This window comes from Tenacibaculum agarivorans (assembly GCF_001936575.1).
Taxonomy (GTDB): Bacteria; Bacteroidota; Bacteroidia; order Flavobacteriales; family Flavobacteriaceae; genus Polaribacter; species Polaribacter agarivorans.
This window is the reverse complement of record NZ_MSMP01000007.1, coordinates 1-18,403: the sequence shown is the minus strand read 5'-3', so window position 1 is coordinate 18,403 and position 18,403 is coordinate 1. Positions and strand designations below refer to the sequence as shown.

The following is an 18,403-nucleotide window of genomic DNA, read 5'->3' as shown; positions in this document are numbered from 1 at the left end:
ATAAAAAAAAACTATATACTTTTGCATAGTAAGAGATGCTATTAAAATGGTGTCAAAAACCAGATAAAAAAGATACATGGCGAAGAATTTAGTAATTGTAGAGTCACCTGCTAAGGCAAAAACGATAGAGAAATTTTTAGGTAAAGATTTTCAAGTAGAGTCGAGTTATGGTCATATCGCAGATTTACCATCGAAGGAATTAGGTGTTAATGTAGACGGAGATTTTAAACCCAAATATATTGTTTCTTCCGATAAGAAATCAGTAGTTAAAAAATTGAAAGATTTAGCGAAGAAGGCAGAAATGGTTTGGTTAGCATCCGATGAAGATCGTGAAGGAGAGGCGATTGCTTGGCATTTAGCAGAACAACTAAAATTAAATAAAGAGAATACAAAACGTATTGTTTTTAATTCAATTACTAAGAACGCAATTTTAAAAGCCATAGAAAATCCAAGAACTATTAATTATGACTTGGTAGATGCGCAACAAGCAAGAAGAGTTTTAGATAGAATAGTAGGTTATGAGCTTTCTCCTGTATTATGGAGAAAGGTGAAAGCTGGTTTGTCAGCGGGTAGAGTGCAATCGGTTGCTGTTCGTTTAATTGTAGAACGTGAGCGTGATATAGAAGGTTTTAAGCCTGTTGCTTCATATAGAGTAGACGCAGAATTTATTAACGCAGATGGTAAAAAGTTTAAAGCAAAACTGCCGAAAAACTTTTCAACTAAAGAAGAAGCGGAAGCATTTTTAAACTCGTGTATAGCAGCTGAGTTTGCTGTTTCAGATCTACAAACTAAGCCAGCTAAAAAATCACCAGCAGCACCATTTACAACATCAACTTTACAACAGGAAGCTTCTCGTAAATTAGGATTCCCTGTAGCTAAAACCATGTTAATGGCCCAACGTTTATATGAAGCGGGGTTAATTACCTATATGAGAACGGATAGTGTAAATCTATCATCTGAAGCTGTAAATGCAGCTGCTCAAGAAATTAAAGATTCTTACGGAGAGTCATATAGTAAACCTAGAAGTTTTTCAACAAAATCTAAAGGGGCTCAAGAAGCGCACGAAGCTATTCGTCCTACAAATATGACACAACATACGGTTAGTGTAGATTATGATCAGGATAGGTTATATAGTTTAATATGGAAAAGAACTATTGCTTCTCAAATGAGCGATGCTCAGTTAGAGAGAACCAATGTTAAAATATCTAATAATAAAAACGATAAAATATTTACCGCTAACGGAGAGGTAATTACTTTTGAAGGTTTCCTTAAAGTATATTTAGAAGGAACAGATAATGAAGAAGAAGAGCAAGCAGGAATGCTACCTAAGATGAAAGTAGGCGAAGGCTTGGATAATGAATATATCAATACTACAGAAAGGTACACAAGGCCTCCAGCTAGATATACTGAAGCATCATTAGTGAAACACTTAGAAGAATTAGGTATTGGTCGTCCTTCTACCTATGCGCCAACTATATCAACAGTACAGAGGAGAGGTTATGTTGAAAAAGGTACTGCGGAAGGAACAGAAAGATCATATGTGCAGATTGTACTAAAGAACGATCAAATTAAAGAGCAAACTTTAACAGAAAAAGTAGGAGCTGATAAAGGAAAGATGATGCCTACTGATATAGGTAATATTGTAAATGATTTCTTGGTTGCTAATTTCTCTAGTATTTTAGATTATGGGTTTACGGCTAAAGTTGAAACTGATTTCGATAATATTGCAGGAGGAAAAGAGAATTGGACATCTGTAATTAAAGAATTTTATCAAGATTTTCATCCTACAGTTAAAGATGTGGCTGAAAATGCAGAGAGAGCAAGTGGACAACGATTGTTAGGTGTAGATCCAGATTCAGGTAAGAATGTATATGTACGTTTAGGAAGATTTGGAGCTATGGTACAAATTGGAGAAGCTACAGATGAAGAAAAACCTAAATTTGCTAGTTTACAAGCAGATCAGTCTATGAGTTCGATTACTTATGAAGAGGCAATGGACTTATTTAAGCTGCCGAAAACTTTAGGAGAGTATGAAGCAAAAGAAGTAATAGTGGCAAACGGACGTTTTGGGCCATATATTAAGTTTGATGGAAAATATGTTTCTTTAGATAAGGATGAAAATCCAATGTCGGTAGATATGGACAGAGCAATTGAGTTGATTGAGGCTAAAAGAAAAGCGGATGCTCCAATTGGACATTATGAAGGAATGCCCATACAAAAAGGAGTAGGTAGATTCGGTCCTTTTATAAAATGGAATTCAATATTTATAAATGTCAATAAGAAATATGATTTCGATAACTTAACACAGTCGGATCTAGAAGAACTTATTGAAGATAAAAAGAAGAAGGAAAGAGAAAAGCTAATTCACAACTGGGAAGATGTTGGGATTAGAGTAGAAAAAGCAAGATGGGGAAGGTTCAATGTTATTAAAGGTAAAACTAAAATAGAACTTCCTAAAACAACAGAAATCGACAAATTTACTAAGGAAGAAGCGGTGAAATTAATGGATTCGAAAAAAACAACTAAAAAAACAACTAGAAGCACTTCTAGGAAAAAATAAATTTATATATTGCCCCGCATTCACTAATCCCCATAGTAATGAACACTGATTTTTTATCTCCTATAGATGAAAAAGTGTATGCCCACTCTGTGTTGCAATCACCAAATTCTTTAGGAAACAACATATTAATCCATACTACTCAAAACGGGTTTCCCGATTTGCAAGATGTTAGTGTGGCATTATTAGGGGTTAAAGAAGATAGAAGGTCAGAAGGCAATTTAGGTTGCGGACAAGATCTGTCAAAAATCAGACAAAATTTTTATAAATTATTTCCTGGAGATTGGAGCTTGAAAGTTGCAGATATTGGAAATATAGAAAAAGGGAATACTATAGAAGATACTTATTTTGCAGTTTCTGAAGTAGTATATTCTTTAGTAAAAGAAAATATTGTTGTAGTAATCATAGGAGGTGGACAAGATGTTACATATGCAAATTACAGGGCATATGATAAGCTAGAACAAACAATTAACTTATCTGTAGTTGATAGCCATTTCGATTTAGGTACTCTAGAAGAAGAATTAAATTCTCAAACCTATTTAAGTAAAATTATAATGGAAGAGCCTAATAACCTTTTCAATTATAGTAATATTGGATATCAAACTTATTTTAATTCACAAGAAGAAATTAATTTACTTCAAAATCTATATTTTGATGCATATAGATTAGGTGAGGTTAAAAACTTAAGCTTGGTAGAGCCAATATTAAGAGATGCAGATATAGTTAGTGTTGATATAGGTAGTGTCCGTCAAAGTGATGCTCCAGCAAATAAAAACGCAAATCCTAATGGATTTTATGGAGAAGAGCTTTGTGCAATTGCAAGATATGCAGGAATAAGTGACAAAGTGAGTTCTTTTGGTATCTATGAATATAACGACAGTTTTGATGATAATAACCAAACATCTAGTTTAATTGCCCAAGCAATTTGGTATTTCGTCGAAGGAGTAAATTTTAGAGCAAAAGATTATCCGTATTGTTGCAAAAAAAATTATGAGAAATTTAGTGTGATTTTAGAAGATGATGATCCAATTAATTTCTATAAAAGTGATAAAAGTGGGCGTTGGTGGATGGAGATTAATCTAATTACAGATAATAAATATCAAAGACATGCGTTAATACCATGTGCATATCAAGATTATATTAAGGCCACAGAGCAAAAAATTCCTGAAAGATGGTATAAAGCACAACAAAAACTTACATAAAAAAGTTATATTTGTGTTTCTTGATTAAGTAAAATGTTGAATAAAAAATATAGTTTAAAAAAAGTTACAAACTCTTTAATAAAAAAAATATGAAGAAAGTAGCACTATTTGCCCTAATATTAGTAGTTCTATACAGTTGTGGTTCTAACAATGATAGAGGAGAGCTTGTAGGTGTAAAATCTAAGAGAAAATGGTTTGCTGAAAAACCTTATGGAATGGTTTTTATCAAAGGTGGGTCATTTACTATGGGTAAACAAGACGAAGATCCTTTAGGTGCTATGAATGCTCCTACAAGAACAGTTACAGTACAACCTTTCTACATGGACGAAACAGAAATCACAAATAGTGAATACAAACAATTTGTGAATTGGGTGAGAGACTCTGTAGTAAGAACAAAATTAGCATACCAAGCAGAATTTGCTGCAGATGACGAAACTGCAGGAGATGGAAAAAAGCCTGAAGGAATCCAATTATATGCTTTTGCTTCTAAAGATACAGTAAACGAATCTCCATATCAAAAGTATATGAGAGAAAATTACTACGAAATAGGTGAAGGAATAGATTCGATAAAACCATTAAGTTGGGAAGAAGAATTAGTTTGGAACAGAGAAGATTATCCAGATGAAAACTATGTAGAGGTAATGGATTCATTATACATTAAAAAAGATGAAGCATTAAATGGTATTAGAAGTTTTAATACAAAACTTTTAGAATACAGATACTTCTGGTTTGATAATGAAGAAGCTGCAAGAACTGGAAAAAACAGAAAAGACTTCTTAAAAGACGAAACATTAAATATATATCCTGATACTACAGTTTGGATTAAAGATTTTAACTACTCTTATAATGATCCAATGCACCAAGAGTATTTTGCACACAAAGCATTTGAAAATTATCCAGTAGTTGGAATAAGCTGGCACCAAGCTAGAGCTTTTTGCCACTGGAGAACTAAAAACAAGAATTCATATCAATTATCAAAAAAGAGTTTAGGTTTAGTTCCTTCATTCAGATTACCTACTGAGGCAGAATGGGAGTATGCAGCTCGTGGAGGATTAGACTTCGCTAAATACCCTTGGGGAGGGCCTTCTACTACAAGTGATAGAGGATGTTTCTTAGCAAACTTTAAGCCAGTACGTGGAGATTATGCAGCAGATGGTGCTTTATATACAGTAGAAGCAATATCATATAATCCTAATGGATTTGGATTATATAATATGGCAGGTAATGTATCAGAGTGGACAAACACAGCTTATAATCAAATGTCTTACTACATGGGATCAACAATGAATCCAAACGTAGAAAATAGAATTAATCACCGTAAAATTGTACGTGGTGGTTCTTGGAAAGACGTTGCTTATTTCTTAGAAGTAGGTTCTCGTGACTGGGAATATGCAGATACAGCAAGAAGTTATATCGGTTTCAGAACAGTACAAGATTATCTAGGAACAAAAAAGCAATAACTAAAATAGTTTATAAACACAAACATATATATCCCTAATTAATTAAAAATCAAAATTATGGCACAATCAAAATCGACGAAGAAATTGTTTAATATGGCTTATGGTTTAGGAGCTGCAGTAGTAATTTTAGGAGCATTATTTAAAATTATGCACTTTAAAATTGGTCCTTTAACCGGTGGAGTAATGCTTACGTTAGGTATGGCTGTAGAAGCTGTTGTATTCGCATTATCTGCATTCGAGCCAGTAGAAGATGAGTTAGATTGGACTAAAGTTTACCCTGAATTAGCTGACGGTTCTCCTTCAGGAAGAAAGAAGGATAAAAAAGAAGCTACTCCAGAAGAAGCACAATCTTTATTATCTAAGAAGTTAGACGATATTTTAAAAGAAGCAAAGTTAGATGCACAATTAGTATCTAGATTAGGAAGCAGTATTAAAGATTTCCAAGGAGCAGTAGAGCCATTAGCTTCTGCATCTCAGTCTATCTCAGCTACTAATAATTATAATGAGCAAATGTCTAAAGCGGCTTCTCAAATGGCGTCTTTAAATAGCTTATACCAAACACAAGTAGAAAATGCTTCTAGACAATCAGAATTAAATTCTGCAATGGTTGAAAATAGCCAACGTTTACAAGAGCAAATGCAATCATTAGCAACAAATTTATCTTCATTAAATGGAGTATATGGAGGTATGCTTTCTGCAATGGCAACTAAATAATTTAATTAACTTTTTAAATAAACTAATTTAAATTATGGCAGGCGGAAAACAATCTCCAAGGCAGAAGATGATTAACCTTATGTATCTGATCTTCATTGCAATGTTAGCAATGAATATGAGTAAGGAGGTATTATCAGCTTTCGGTCTAATGAACGAAAAGTTAACAGATGCTAACACAAGAGCAACTGAGCAAAATTTAAAAGCGTACGAAAATTTAGCAAGGAAAGCACAAGAGCAAGAAAAGCAGTATGGTGCAGCTAAAGGAAAAACAGATACGTTAAAAATAGAAGCAGATGAGTTCTATACATACATCGAGGATTTAAAAACTAAAATAACTTCGGATCTAAAAGATAAGAAAGATTACGAAACTATGGATAAGTCTAAAACTTTAGACGAGTTATTTTTTGTAAGTGGTACAATTACTCCTGAAGGTAAAGAGTTTGTATCTAAAATGGATGAATTCAGAAAGTCAGCTTTAAATGTATTAGGAGAAACGGAATTGGCAGGTGTTATATCATCTCGATTCAGTACAGATCCGGTTAAGAATAAAGATGGTGCACAATTAAACTGGTTAAATTATAATTATGAAGGTTTTCCATTAATTGCATCATTGACAAAACTTACTCAAATTCAAGCAGATATTAAAACTACGGAAACTGATGCACTATCAAAATTATTACAAGGTGAATTAGAGAGTGCAGTATCTTTGAAGAATTATGAGGCAATGGTAGTATTTCAAAAGAATGCATACTATCCGGGAGAAAAATTATCTGGTAAAATTGTGTTAGGTAGAAATGATCCTAACTTAAAGGCCGAAAAAGTAGAAATAAATGGTAAAGATTGGCCAGAAGATAAAATTAAAGCAGGTCAGGTTATCATTGATGGACCAGCAGGTAGTGTTGGAGACCGTGAACTTAAAGGAACATTTTTCTTTAAAGAAAACGATTCTTTAGTAGAGATTCCTATCACAGGAGGTTATTCTGTAATTCCAAGACCAAATGAAGCTGTAATTTCTGCAGATAAAATGAATGCAGTATACCGTGGTTTACAAAATCCAATGACGATTTCGATGCCTGGTGTACCTTCTAACAAAGTATCTGCTTCAGCTGCAGGTTTAAGAAGAAAGAAAGGAGATAGTTATGTAATGACTCCTGGTAAAGGAAATGAAGTAACTATTCGTGTAACTGGTACATTACCAGATGGTAAGAAAGTAAGTTCAAATAAGAAGTTTAGAATTAAAGATATTCCACCAGCCGTAGGTATGATTAGAGGACAGTATGGTACTATTTCTATGCCTAAAAATAGTATCGGTAAAACTACTATTGGTGCAGGATTACCTGATTTCTTATTTGATTTAACATTAAAAGTATCGAGTTTTAAAGTAAAAGTACCTGGACAACCAGCAGTACCAGTAACAGGAACTCGTATGTCTTCAAGAGCTAAAAAAGCAATTGCTAAAGCTCGTAGAGGAGACGTAATAAACATTTTTGATATCAATGCAACTGTAGCCGGATCTGGTGCAAAAGTTAAAAAAGTAGTTGGAGTTGGTATTAAAGTTTCAAACTAAAAATAATTAAAATTAAATAGTATGAATTGGAAGCGTTTTAATTTGGTAATTATAGCATTAACTATAACTAGTGCAACTTTTGCACAAGCCAATCTATTAAATGCTAAAACAGTAGAGGCGATTGGTGTTAAAACTCAGGAACAAATAGACTCTGATAACGACAAACCATTACCTTATGGATACATTAGTGATAGAGATGTCCTATGGTCTAAAGTGGTATGGGAGTTCGTAGATTTAAACCAAAAAATTAACTTACCGTACTATTATCCAATTGATACTACTAGTACTTCTAACCTAAGACGTTCGTTATTTGATACCTTGTTAAAAGGAATTAAAACAGGGAGAATCAAAGAGGTGTACAACGATTCTTATTTCACTACTAGAATTAGTATGAAAGAAATTGAGGAGAAAACTGTAAACGTAAGAGAAGTTGATGGAGGTGAAGAAGAAGGTGGATATACGGATACTTACTATGTACAAGCTCAGGATATCAAAGGATACCTAATTAAAGGAATTTGGTATTTTGATAAGCGTCAAGGAGAGTTAAAATATAGAATGTTAGCATTAGCTCCAATGGGACCTGATGTTCAAGTTATGGGAGTTGATGAAGTGGAGGATGATGAAATCTACGAGTTATTCTGGGTATTCTTCCCAGATGCACGAGAGGTTCTTCATGAATCTAAGGTGTTTAATCCTAAAAATTCAGCACACCCAATTTCTTACGATAACTTGTTAAATGCAAGACGTTTTAACTCTACTATAGTGAAAGAAGAAAACTTATACGGAGACAGACAAATTAGTGACTATATCCGTGGAAATTCTTTATTCCAATTGTTAGAAGCTGATAGAATTAAAGAAGGAGTTCGTAACCGTGAAATGGATATGTGGAATTACTAATTCTATTTAAAATTATAAATAAAAGCGTTCTGAATTTTCAGAACGCTTTTTTTATGAATATATAGTACTTTTGATATATGAAAGTTGATTACATCGTTGTTGGATTAGGACTAGCAGGTTTAGCATTTGTGGAACAATTAATAGAACATAACAAAAGCTTTGTTGTGTTTGAAGATAATTCTCAAAACTCCTCTAGTGTTGCTAGTGGAACATATAATCCGGTTATTTTAAAACGATTTACTCCGGTATGGAATGGGCATGAACAACTTGAATTTGCCATGCCTTTTTATGATAAAATAGGAGAAAGCTTAGGAAAAGACTTTGATACTAAATTTACGGCTAAAAAAGTATTCAATTCTATTGGAGATCAAAACAATTGGTATGCTGCGTTAGACAAACCGAATTTGTCTAAGTATATGAAGTCAGAAATATCAAAAGGAAAGATTAAAGGTATAATTGGTGATTTTGGTTTTGGAGAATTAAAAGGTACAGGAAGAATAGATACTAAAGATTTAATCTCTGAGTATAGACAGTTTCTAATTAAGACTAATCGTTTAATATCAGAATCATTTACTTATGATGCACTAGAACTTACTGAGAGTAAACTTGCATATAAAAACATTAAAGCATCCAAAATCGTGTTTTGTGAAGGCTTTGGATTAAAAAAGAATCCGTTCTTTACTGAACTACCATTAAATGGAACCAAAGGAGAAATCATTACAATCCATGCACCAGAATTAAATATAGATTTTTTAGTAAAGTCTGCTGTTTTTGTACTTCCTTTAGGGAATGATACCTATAAAGTTGGGGCAACTTTTAATTGGACAGATAAAACATTATCACCAACAGAGGAAGGAAAACTAGAACTGATAGATAAATTAAAGAAAACAATTACAGTTCCATTTACTATCATAGATCATACAGCAGGAATACGTCCAACTGTTAAAGATAGGAGACCATTAGTTGGAATTCATCCAAAACACAATGAATTAGCTGTTTTAAACGGATTAGGAACACGAGGTGTTATGATTGCACCAACTGTAGCTCAAAACTTATTTAATCACCTAGAAAAGGGAGAGAAATTAGATCCTGAAATAGACATCAATAGATTTAATAATTGATAATCAAATTATAAAGCTTATTGGTTATTTCGTACTCACTTCTTTACTTTTAGTACCATACTTTTTATCATAATTAACAAAAAGATTGATCCAAATAATTCTAGAAAGGCGTAAAGTAAAAGGAGTAAGTAGTAAAGAAACTACGACAACAGCAATAAAACTTGTTAAAATAGTCTGTTGAAAAATAACTTTAGAAATTACAAAGACAGCTACAAATAGTGCCACCGCCAAGGCATAATTTACATACATAGCTCCAAAAAAGAAAGAGGGTTCCATCATGTATTTTAAATTACAATGCGAACAGTTCTCATGTAAAGCTGTTACTTTTTTAATATTAAAAGATGCTTTATGTTTAAAAAAATCACCTTCATGGCATCTTGGACATTTATTATTAAGAATACTGTAGAATTTAGTTTTTTTGCCAAACATATATTGTAGTAATTTGCAACGCCGTACGAATACAGTTTTGTAAGTTTGTACAAATTTCAGGAAAATAAATAGGACTTAATAATTAATAAGATAAAATTAACTTATTAAAGAATCATAATTCATAATATCAATGCTAAACGTTCATAATTTAACAGTCACATTTATGGGAACAGATTTGTTCTCAGGTATTACTTTTAAATTAACAAAAGGAGATAGAGTAGGACTAATAGGAAAAAATGGAGCAGGGAAATCTACCTTATTAAAAGTAATCTCTAAAGATATTGAAAGTAGCGGAGGTACATTAGCTTTTGATAAAGATATTAGTATTGGATTTTTACGTCAGGATATAGATTTTGTACAAGGAAGAACTATTTTAGAAGAAGCCTATCAAGCTTTTGAAGAAATTAAAGAGATTGAAGGGAAGTTAGAAAATATCAATCAACAATTAGCGGAAAGAACAGACTATGAAAGTGAGAGTTATAATCAATTGATTATTGACTTAAATGAATTAACGGAACGATACGAGTTACTTGGAGGATATAATTACCAAGGAGAGACTGAAAAAATACTACAAGGTTTAGGATTTCAAAGAGAAGATTTTGATAAACTTACGGACACCTTTTCAGGAGGATGGAGAATGCGTATTGAGTTAGCTAAGTTATTACTACAAAATAATGATATATTACTACTGGATGAGCCTACTAATCACTTAGATATTGAATCTATTATTTGGTTAGAGAGTTTCTTGAAAAATTATGCGGGTGCAATAGTAACAGTATCTCACGATAAGATGTTTTTAGATAATGTTACCAATAGAACTATTGAAATCTCATTAGGTCAAATTTACGATTACAAAAAGCCATATTCTAAGTATCTTGAATTAAGAGCAGACATCAAAGAAAAGCAGATGCAAGCTCAAAAAAATCAAGAAAAAGAAATCAAGCGTACTGAGCAACTTATCGAGAAATTTAGAGCTAAAGCGAGTAAAGCATCTATGGCTCAGTCGCTGATTAAAAAGTTAGATAAGGTTGAACGTATAGAGGTTGATCAGGATGAAAATGCTGTGATGAATGTACGTTTTGAGGTTTCTAAAGAGCCAGGTAAAATTGTAGTAGAAGCTGAAGATGTTAGTAAAAGTTATGGTGACAAGCACGTGTTAGCAAATGTAAACCTAATGATCGAAAGAAATGCTAAAGTTGCCTTTGTAGGTCAAAATGGACAAGGAAAGTCAACATTAGCTAAAATGATGGTGGGAGAAATTCCTTTTGAAGGGATGTTGAAGTTAGGGCATAATGTAGAAGTTGGATATTTTGCTCAAAATCAATCTGAGTACCTTCCGCCAGAAAAAACAGTATTAGAAATTGTTGAAGAAGCAGCTAATGACTCCAATAGAGTTAAAGTTAGAGATATGTTAGGTGCATTTTTATTTGGAGGAGAAGCTGTAGATAAAAAAGCAAAAGTACTTTCTGGAGGAGAACGAAATAGACTAGCTTTATGTAGGCTGTTAATGACTCCTTTTAATGTATTGATAATGGATGAGCCTACAAACCATTTAGATATTGCTTCAAAAAATGTACTGAAAAAAGCATTAAAACACTTCAAAGGAACACTAATTTTAGTATCACACGATCGTGATTTTCTTCAAGGTTTAGCAACAAATGTCTATGGATTTAAAGACAAAGTGATTAAAAAATATCTTGGAGGAATAGATTATTTCTTAGAACAACACAAAATAGATAGTTTACGTGAGGCAGAAAAGAAAACAGTTGTAAAAGAAACTAAAGATACTTCTAAAAAAGAGGCTTATAAATTATCTAAAGAAGAAGAGAAGCAATTACGAAAATTACGAAATAGATCTTCCAAAATTGAAAGATCGATTGCTGATTTAGAGCAAGAAATTGAAAAAATTGATCTTGAATTAGCACAGAATTATGATGAAGTATCTTCTAGACCTAATTTTTTTGAAGAATATAAAGCCAAGAAAAATAAACTAGACGATTTAATGATAGAATGGGAAGAAGTAGAAGAAAACATAGATAAACTAACCTAAATATAAAGCAACGATGAGAAAAAGTATTTTATTAGTATTAATAATAGTATTATTAACAGCTTGTAGTGGAAATTCAAATAACCCTGAAGAGGCAGGGAAATTAAATATTATAACAGGAATCAACTTAGTTGATGTTACTGGGACTACTAATGGAGTGTATGGAAATCCAAATGTGTTAAGGAACGATTCAGGAACAAATGCTAAGAACAGAAAAGATGACGAACCAATTTCTGTTTCTGATATTATTTCTTCGGTATTTACAGTGTACCCAACAATAGTAGAGGATGTATTTAGTATAGGTACGTCAAAAAAAGTAAAAAAACTATGGATAGTTAAAGGAGTGCCCACTAGAGATTTTCAAAATATAGATTTTGAATCGACATTATCTAACGGAATGTACACCAGCAAAGAAATAGGTGATAGCGCTGTAGAAGATATTGATTTACAAACTTCTGGTACTCCTATAATAAATGTGTCTGGTTATGCTAAAGGATTCTATAGAGTTTTTATAGAGACAGAAGAAGGCGAAATTTATTGGGAAAATATAAGTATAGGGTATTCAGAAAGAGAAGCTAACTTTTGGTAGTGACAAACAAAGCTTATGTTTAGTAAGAACATAAAAAGTGAAAATCAGCAAGTAAATTTATCTTTTTTAAAAGAGTATGAAATAGAACTTTGGATTAAAAGAGAAGACCTAATTCATACATATGTTTCTGGTAATAAATTCAGAAAACTAAAGTATAATATTTTAGAAGCAAAGCATCAACAAAAGGATACATTGTTAACTTTTGGAGGTGCTTTTTCAAATCATATAGTAGCTACGGCTGTTGCAGGTAATCTTAATGGCTTAAAAACTATAGGTATAATAAGAGGAGAAGAATTAGGGATTAATTTTTCAAAAGTTATTGCTGAAAATAGTACCTTAAGAGTAGCTCATAATAATGGAATGAAATTTGAGTTTATTCAAAGAGACGTATACAGAAAAAAGAGTACGCCCAGTTTTATAAAAAGTATCAAAGAGAAGCTAGGAGAGTTTTATTTAATTCCTGAAGGAGGGACGAACAAACTGGCTATTAAGGGATGTGAAGAAGTATTGACAAATGAAGATGAAAAATTCAATTATATTTGTTCGGCTATTGGAACCGGAGGTACCATAGCCGGTTTGATAAACTCAACAAAAAGTCATCAACAAGTAATAGGTTTTCCAGCCTTAAAAGGTGATTTTTTGTATGATGAGATTAAACAATTGGTAACCAAAACGAATTGGAGCTTAGAGACTGAGTATCATTTTGGAGGTTATGGAAAGTTTACCAAAGAATTAATAGAGTTTATCAATCAATTTAAATCGGATACTGGTATATTGCTTGATCCGATTTATACAGGAAAAATGATATACGGAATTGTAGATAAGATTAAGAAAAAGCAATTTGAAAAAGGAAGTAAAATTTTAGCCATTCATACAGGTGGAATTCAAGGAATAGATGGATTCAATCGAAGGTTAGCAAAAAAGAATATGGATTTAATTCAGGTGTAAATGAAGTTGAAATTTTTAGTATTAAGTATACTTTTAATAATATCAAGTTGTGGATCTAAAAAACAGGTGGTAACTACAACCCCTCAAAAACCTATAGTGGTTGATGAGCCTGTTATAAAAGAAGAATCTAAAATTCCTACTGTAGAACACACTAAAAAAAAGAAAGTAACTTCAAAAAGTATTGTAAAAACTACAAATGAATACATAGAAAAGTTTGCTCCAATAGCAGTACGAGAAATGCATAAATATAAAATTCCTGCTAGTATTACCTTAGCTCAAGGGATTTTAGAATCAGGAAGCGGAAGAAGTAATTTAGCTATTAGATCTAATAATCACTTTGGAATAAAATGCCACAGAGGTTGGAAGGGAAAAAGCGTTACTCATGATGATGATAAAATTGCGGAATGCTTTCGAAAATATAAACACCCTGAAAGATCATATGAAGATCATTCTAAATTTTTAACGGGAAGAAAAAGATATGCAAGACTTTTTAAATTAAGAACCACAGATTATAAAGGATGGGCATATGGATTGAAACGGGCAGGATATGCAACCGATAAAAAATATCCTCAAAAATTAATTGCATTAATTCATAAGTACAATTTAGATCAATACGACAGAGAAAAAAATAGACCTCCAACGCCTCCGTCTACTCCTGTAGTTGTACAAAAAAAAGATACAACTCAAACTACAGTAACAAATACAGATACTAATACTACAAGTACCCGATTTTTCTATAAAGTAATTAAAGGTGATACTTTATATTCTATTGCAAGAAAATTTAAAATTTCTGTTCAGCAATTGAAAATGATTAATGGATTAAAAAATAATACAATTAGTATCGGACAAGAGTTGCTTTTAAGAAAATAGAAAAAGAGTAACAAATGTTACTCTTTACTAAACGACTCTTCCTTTTTTCAATTATTGGATTTCAAACTTTACGTAGATGCTAGATGAAACCTCTATATTTTTAAATTGTATAGTATTTTTAGTATAATTTTTAGTTTGGTTGGAAACTAATTTACGTCTATTATATGCTACATTAGCCATTGAGAAATCTATAGTGTTTTTAGAACTCACATCGTTAACAATTAAAGGTTTCCCAGATTTTTGTCCTATGGCATTTAATAAATAATCCGCTTTTTCTTTTGCAGCTTTTATAGCTAAAATTCGTACTTCTCTTTTAATACGTTGAATTTTTGAATTGGTTGCTTTAGTAATGGTAGCTCCTTTTATGTTTAGGTTCTCAAAAATTTCAAAAATATCTTTCAAATGATTCGTGTTTTGAATTTTCAATTCATAATTCGCTTTAGCTAAAATTTCTTTATTCCACCATCCTGTTTTTACCAATGTAGAGTTTAAATCTGATATTTTAAGATGTTCTTCAGGAATACCACAAGTTTTCAATTCTTGTTTTAGTTTGTTCTCAATATGTTGAATTGTAATTTTCTTTCCTTTTTCAATACGCTCCTCTAAAGGAACATCTAAATAAATTTCATCTGGAACAACTTCTCTAAAGGCAGTACCAGTAACTTCTATATACGGTTTTTCTTCTGCAGTTTTTTGTCCAAAGGAAATAGTGGTCGTGAGTAATAAAAATATAGTAGTAATTATTTTCATATAGATTTCTCTTTTTGTCAAAGCTAGTAGCAACTTTTTTAACAAAAAAAGAACTATGAGTAACAAAAGGGTTTGGATTAGTAAAAAGCTTCTTTAGTTGAGTAAACCTATGCTTTTTCATGTGTTTTTCACTTCAATTTGAATCTCCCTATTTTTTTTATTGATTTTTTGGTGATAAGTTTACATACTGTTTATTAAGAAACATGAAAGTGAGTTTACGATTTTACATAACATTTTTATTATCAATCCTATCAGGAGCTATTGTGAGTGCACAAAATTTTGTGCTAGATAATGGAGGAGGATTTGAATTAAAAGTGAAGATTGTACATAAAGATACTGGAGAGTATGTAAAAGATGCAAATATTAGCGTAAATGCATTCAGTACAAGTAGGTGTGATATTCATGGGGTGTATCGGGTGAAAGCTAGAGTTAATGATGAATTAAGAGTTAGTCACCCCGATTTTGAAACCGTAATTCATACCATAACTTCTGATGAAGATATTAAAATAGTAATTGAAGATATCGATAAAATAAGTAGGAGTAGTTTCATGTCCAAATCTAAAGTTAGAAGAAGAACATCCAATTATACACAACTTATTGATTCAGCAAATTTTTACAAAGAAAAAGATTTAGATAAAAGTTTAACTTTCATTGAAGAAGCATTAAAAGCCAATGAATCTAGGAGTAGAAATGCAAATACCTATAAAATTTTAGGAGATATTTATTTCTTTTGGAAGCAGTATGATATTGCTATCAGTAACTATAAGATCTCATTACAGATCAATGAAAAAACGGAAACATTACTACAACTCGCTAAAACACAATATTTAGCAAAGAAATATGATGATAGTAAAAAAACATATACTAAGCTTAAAGATAAAAGCTTAAGTATCTATAATCAAGTTCAGATTCTACAAGGTTTAGGAGATGTGTCAATTAAGCAAAAAGAGTATAAAGAAGGTAAATCATATTATGAAAAAGCACTAAAGATTGCGAATGAAAAGTTTATTAACGATGTTGTACCTGACCTTAATGCAAAACTGGCGAATGTTTATGCAAAAGAAGGGAATATAAATAAAGCTAATACAGCTGTTTTAAATACATTAAAGCAAGCTTCAGAATTAGCAGAAGAACCTTCATTACAAGTACAACAAGAGGTAGCGGATTTTTATAATGAAACCAAACAATACGACAATGAGATAAAGCTAAGAAAAGAAATCTTAAAAAATGTTGATAAAAATGATCTAAATACTGTAGTTAAGAAATATGAAAATAAGTCAACAGAGGAGAAAGATTCATTAACCTCTCAAAGATTGAACTATAAAATAGGAAATGCTTATATCCAAAAAGAAAATTATCCTGAAGCTATTGAATATTTAGAGAAAAGTATTGTAGAAGCAGATAAGAAAGAAGATTTTGAAGTACAAAAACATGCGACAAGAAAACTATCCGAAGTTTATGCTACTGTGGGTGATTATATCAATGCATTAAAAACCTATAGAGATTTTGTTGATATTGTAGATACTTTATACATTAAAAAAGAACAAGAGATCTATCAAATAAAAAGACTCACTAAAAAAATAGCTGATAATCAAAGTAGAATAGCAATTTTAGAGCGCGATAAAGAACTTTCGGATAGCAAAATTAGTTTAGCTATTAAAGATAAAGAGTTGACTTTAGAGAAAAGTAAAACGCAGCTTGTGGTTATTTACTCTTTAATTGGAGGATTACTTTTAATGAGTTTGTTAGCATTTTACAAACATAGATCGACTCAAAAACAACAGCTAGCCAATAATCTATTAGCCTTAAAATCGATGCGTTCACAAATGAATCCACATTTCATTTTTAATGCGTTAAATTCAGTAAATAGTTTTATTGCAGTAAATGATGAAAGAAATGCCAATAGATATCTATCTGAATTTTCTGTATTGATGCGTTCTGTACTTGAAAATTCTGATGAAGATTTTATTCCTTTTACCAAGGAAATTGAATTGTTAGAATTGTATGTGAAGTTGGAACATAACCGATTTAAAGATAAATTTGATTACACTATTACTGTAGATAAGTCTATAGATATAGAACAGTTTCAAATTCCACCAATGCTCTTACAACCTTATATAGAAAATGCTATTTGGCATGGTTTACGATATAAAAAAGAAAAAGGAAAACTGACTATCGCTATTGATAAAAAGAGTGAAGAGACTATTGCAATTACAATTACAGATGATGGAATCGGTAGAAAGAGATCGCTTGAGATGAAAACAAAAAATCAACTCAAACAAAAATCGAAGGGTATGAGTACTATAAAAAATAGAATTGCCATATTAAATGATATGTACCAAGACAAAATAGAAGTAAAAATCACAGATGCTTTTGAAGATGGAAGTGGAACAAGAGTAGAAGTAATCCTAAAAAAATAAGTTATGAAGCTAAAAACAATAATAGTTGAAGACGAACAAATAAGTAGAGAAATACTCAGAAACTATATTGGGAAGTATTGTCCTAATATAGAAATTTTAGGAGAAGCAAGTAATATCCAAGAAGCTTACGAGTTAATTCAAACCCATGAATTGGATTTAGTTTTCTTAGATGTTGAAATGCCATTTGGAAACGCTTTTGATTTATTGGAAAAAGTAGAAAACAAAACTTTCGAAACCATATTTGTAACGGCTTATGATCATTATGCTATTGAAGCATTAAATAATCAAGCAACGTATTATTTATTAAAACCAATATCAATTGATGAATTGATAAAATCAGTAAATCTGGTTATTGAAATTAAAGAGAAAGAAAGTCAATTACAAAATAAAATTTTGACACCTCAAGTCAATTCAATCCAAGGTAAAATTACTATTCCTACTCAAGAAGGATTTGAAGTTATAGATGTAGACAATATCATTTTTTGCAAGGCAGATGATAATTACACGGAAATCCATTTCAAAGAAACTAAAAAAGTGGTAAGCAAAACACTAAAACATTTTGAAGAAGTATTAAATGAGTATCCTTTTGCTAGAATTCATAAATCGTATTTAGTGAATATCAATGCAATCACTAAGTACAAAAAAGGAAAAGGAGGAAGTGTAGAATTAACAAATGGGAAAGAAATTTTAGTATCAGCTTCTAAAAAAGGAAATTTATTAGCTTATTTTAAGTAAAGTCAGAAGTCTGGAGCCTGAAGCTGGAAGTTTTTTCCAATGATCAATAAACAATTATCGATTATCAATGCTTGCTTTGAGTTAATAAGAAAAGGAT

General features: G+C 31.4%; 15 protein-coding genes. 13 read left to right on the top strand and 2 right to left on the bottom strand.

Translation table 11 applies throughout. The features are described from left to right. Window positions 1-76 precede the first annotated feature (76 nt). From topA to BVC87_RS06585, 7 genes are all read left to right on the top strand, one after another. Entirely contained in the window at window positions 77-2,560 is a 2,484-nt protein-coding gene (topA, locus tag BVC87_RS06615; RefSeq protein ID WP_075341577.1) for a type I DNA topoisomerase, read from the top strand. A 38-nt stretch (window positions 2,561-2,598) separates the two neighbouring features. Then, on the top strand, window positions 2,599-3,759 hold the full coding sequence (locus BVC87_RS06610) for a formimidoylglutamase (RefSeq protein WP_075341576.1): 1,161 nt from the start codon (window positions 2,599-2,601) through the stop codon (window positions 3,757-3,759). A gap of 89 nt (window positions 3,760-3,848) precedes the next feature. Beyond that, window positions 3,849-5,219, top strand: coding sequence for a T9SS ring complex lipoprotein PorK/GldK (porK, locus tag BVC87_RS06605; protein WP_075341575.1), 1,371 nt, complete (start codon window positions 3,849-3,851; stop codon window positions 5,217-5,219). A 57-nt stretch (window positions 5,220-5,276) separates the two neighbouring features. Next, window positions 5,277-5,933: a type IX secretion system motor protein PorL/GldL gene (gene porL / locus BVC87_RS06600; protein ID WP_075341574.1), complete on the top strand. Its 657-nt coding sequence runs from the start codon at window positions 5,277-5,279 to the stop codon at window positions 5,931-5,933. 34 nt (window positions 5,934-5,967) lie between these two features. After that, on the top strand, window positions 5,968-7,500 hold the full coding sequence (gene porM / locus BVC87_RS06595) for a type IX secretion system motor protein PorM/GldM (protein ID WP_075341573.1): 1,533 nt from the start codon (window positions 5,968-5,970) through the stop codon (window positions 7,498-7,500). Between the two features lie 21 nt (window positions 7,501-7,521). Then, window positions 7,522-8,397, top strand: a complete 876-nt coding sequence (porN, locus tag BVC87_RS06590) for a type IX secretion system ring subunit PorN/GldN (protein WP_075341572.1) — start codon at window positions 7,522-7,524, stop codon at window positions 8,395-8,397. A 77-nt stretch (window positions 8,398-8,474) separates the two neighbouring features. Continuing rightward, window positions 8,475-9,518 (top strand): NAD(P)/FAD-dependent oxidoreductase, encoded by a 1,044-nt coding sequence (locus BVC87_RS06585; RefSeq protein WP_075341571.1) that lies wholly within the window; start codon window positions 8,475-8,477, stop codon window positions 9,516-9,518. Window positions 9,519-9,542: 24 nt separating this feature from the next. On the opposite strand, the gene BVC87_RS06580 is transcribed toward BVC87_RS06585, so the two are convergent. Then, window positions 9,543-9,947, bottom strand: coding sequence for a DUF983 domain-containing protein (locus BVC87_RS06580; protein ID WP_075341570.1), 405 nt, complete (start codon window positions 9,945-9,947; stop codon window positions 9,543-9,545). A 130-nt stretch (window positions 9,948-10,077) separates the two neighbouring features. Between BVC87_RS06580 and BVC87_RS06575 the strand changes: the two genes are divergently transcribed. The 4 genes from BVC87_RS06575 to BVC87_RS06560 are packed head-to-tail and all read left to right on the top strand — an operon-like array spanning window position 10,078 to window position 14,401. After that, on the top strand, window positions 10,078-11,997 hold the full coding sequence (locus BVC87_RS06575; protein WP_075341569.1) for an ABC-F family ATP-binding cassette domain-containing protein: 1,920 nt from the start codon (window positions 10,078-10,080) through the stop codon (window positions 11,995-11,997). Between the two features lie 13 nt (window positions 11,998-12,010). Then, window positions 12,011-12,583 (top strand): hypothetical protein, encoded by a 573-nt coding sequence (locus BVC87_RS06570; protein WP_075341568.1) that lies wholly within the window; start codon window positions 12,011-12,013, stop codon window positions 12,581-12,583. Window positions 12,584-12,598: 15 nt separating this feature from the next. Next, window positions 12,599-13,531: a 1-aminocyclopropane-1-carboxylate deaminase/D-cysteine desulfhydrase gene (locus BVC87_RS06565; protein WP_075341567.1), complete on the top strand. Its 933-nt coding sequence runs from the start codon at window positions 12,599-12,601 to the stop codon at window positions 13,529-13,531. Then, entirely contained in the window at window positions 13,532-14,401 is an 870-nt protein-coding gene (locus BVC87_RS06560; RefSeq protein WP_075341566.1) for a glucosaminidase domain-containing protein, read from the top strand. A 51-nt stretch (window positions 14,402-14,452) separates the two neighbouring features. Here the strand turns inward: BVC87_RS06560 and BVC87_RS06555 are convergent, their stop codons facing one another. Beyond that, on the bottom strand, window positions 14,453-15,151 hold the full coding sequence (locus tag BVC87_RS06555) for an SIMPL domain-containing protein (RefSeq protein ID WP_143569735.1): 699 nt from the start codon (window positions 15,149-15,151) through the stop codon (window positions 14,453-14,455). 203 nt (window positions 15,152-15,354) lie between these two features. Between BVC87_RS06555 and BVC87_RS06550 the strand changes: the two genes are divergently transcribed. Then, a complete protein-coding gene (locus tag BVC87_RS06550) occupies window positions 15,355-17,571 on the top strand; it encodes a tetratricopeptide repeat-containing sensor histidine kinase (protein ID WP_075341564.1) in 2,217 nt (738 codons plus the stop codon). 3 nt (window positions 17,572-17,574) lie between these two features. Further along, window positions 17,575-18,306: a LytR/AlgR family response regulator transcription factor gene (locus tag BVC87_RS06545; protein ID WP_075341563.1), complete on the top strand. Its 732-nt coding sequence runs from the start codon at window positions 17,575-17,577 to the stop codon at window positions 18,304-18,306. Window positions 18,307-18,403: the final 97 nt, after the last annotated feature.

Coding starts and splice junctions, on each gene's coding strand:
- porL (WP_075341574.1), top strand. CDS start 5,277: ATGGCACAATCAAAATCGACGAAGAAATTGTTTAATATGGCTTATGGT.
- BVC87_RS06550 (WP_075341564.1), top strand. CDS start 15,355: ATGAAAGTGAGTTTACGATTTTACATAACATTTTTATTATCAATCCTA.
- BVC87_RS06575 (WP_075341569.1), top strand. CDS start 10,078: ATGCTAAACGTTCATAATTTAACAGTCACATTTATGGGAACAGATTTG.
- BVC87_RS06560 (WP_075341566.1), top strand. CDS start 13,532: ATGAAGTTGAAATTTTTAGTATTAAGTATACTTTTAATAATATCAAGT.
- BVC87_RS06545 (WP_075341563.1), top strand. CDS start 17,575: ATGAAGCTAAAAACAATAATAGTTGAAGACGAACAAATAAGTAGAGAA.
- BVC87_RS06580 (WP_075341570.1), bottom strand. CDS start 9,947: ATGTTTGGCAAAAAAACTAAATTCTACAGTATTCTTAATAATAAATGT.
- BVC87_RS06570 (WP_075341568.1), top strand. CDS start 12,011: ATGAGAAAAAGTATTTTATTAGTATTAATAATAGTATTATTAACAGCT.
- BVC87_RS06555 (WP_143569735.1), bottom strand. CDS start 15,151: ATGAAAATAATTACTACTATATTTTTATTACTCACGACCACTATTTCC.
- BVC87_RS06610 (WP_075341576.1), top strand. CDS start 2,599: ATGAACACTGATTTTTTATCTCCTATAGATGAAAAAGTGTATGCCCAC.
- topA (WP_075341577.1), top strand. CDS start 77: ATGGCGAAGAATTTAGTAATTGTAGAGTCACCTGCTAAGGCAAAAACG.
- porM (WP_075341573.1), top strand. CDS start 5,968: ATGGCAGGCGGAAAACAATCTCCAAGGCAGAAGATGATTAACCTTATG.
- porK (WP_075341575.1), top strand. CDS start 3,849: ATGAAGAAAGTAGCACTATTTGCCCTAATATTAGTAGTTCTATACAGT.
- BVC87_RS06585 (WP_075341571.1), top strand. CDS start 8,475: ATGAAAGTTGATTACATCGTTGTTGGATTAGGACTAGCAGGTTTAGCA.
- porN (WP_075341572.1), top strand. CDS start 7,522: ATGAATTGGAAGCGTTTTAATTTGGTAATTATAGCATTAACTATAACT.
- BVC87_RS06565 (WP_075341567.1), top strand. CDS start 12,599: ATGTTTAGTAAGAACATAAAAAGTGAAAATCAGCAAGTAAATTTATCT.